Below are 791 nucleotides of genomic sequence, written 5' to 3'. Positions count from 1 at the left end.
CAATGGTCGGCGACGAGTCCTTGCGGGTCGGCCCCCTGAGTGCCGGCGCAAGCCCGGGTCCGGCTGCCTACGGCAAGGGCGGCACGCAGGCGACGGTGACCGACGCCCACGTCGTCCTCGGCCGCATCCCTGAAGCCACACTCGGCGACGGGTCGATCACGGTCGACCGCGACGCCGCGCGCAAGGCCATCGCCGAGAACATCGCCGACAAGCTCGGCGTGACCCCGGAGGAGGCAGCACTCGGCATCCTCCGACTCGCGAGCGAGAACATGGCCCGAGGCATCAGCCTGACCAGCGTCGCCCGCGGCCGCGACCCGCGCAAGTTCACTCTCTTCCCGTTCGGAGGCGCGGGCGGCCTGCATGCCTGCAGGTGCGCCGAGATCATGCAGACCGGCAAGGTCCTGGTGCCGCTCGCCCCCGGCCTCGCCTGCGCCGAGGGCCTGCTCATGACCGACCTCCGTACCGACGCCGTCCACACCTACGTGCGTCGCGAGGACGAGATTGACTTCCCCGAGCTTCAGCAGGCGTACCGCAAGATCGCGGAGGAGGCGCTCGCGGCCGCCCGTCGCGAAAGCGTCGACCAGCAACGGATCGGCGTGGAGACCTTCCTCGACTTCCGCTACAGCAGCCAGACGTACGAGATCCGTGTGCAGGTCGACTCCCACTACGACGGGGACCCCAACGAGCTCTCCGAGGAGGCCTGGCAGAAGGCGATCGAGCAGTTCCACGCCGCTCACGAGCGGACCTACGGGTACTCCTACAAGGGCCAGGACCCCGAGGAGATCGTCGAC

The 791-nt window shown here is 69.4% G+C and carries 1 protein-coding gene; it reads left to right on the top strand.

Going from position 1 to position 791, the window contains the following annotated elements; all coding sequences use genetic code 11:
• Positions 1-2 precede the first annotated feature (2 nt).
• A partial coding sequence (locus PKE99_RS38035; protein WP_271215098.1) for a hydantoinase/oxoprolinase family protein occupies positions 3-791 on the top strand: 789 nt, incomplete at its 3' end.

This window comes from Pseudonocardia halophobica (assembly GCF_027922425.1).
Classification (GTDB): Bacteria; Actinomycetota; Actinomycetes; order Mycobacteriales; family Pseudonocardiaceae; genus Pseudonocardia; species Pseudonocardia halophobica.
The sequence above is the reverse complement of the archived record's forward strand: the minus strand, read 5'-3'. Positions and strand labels throughout refer to the sequence as shown.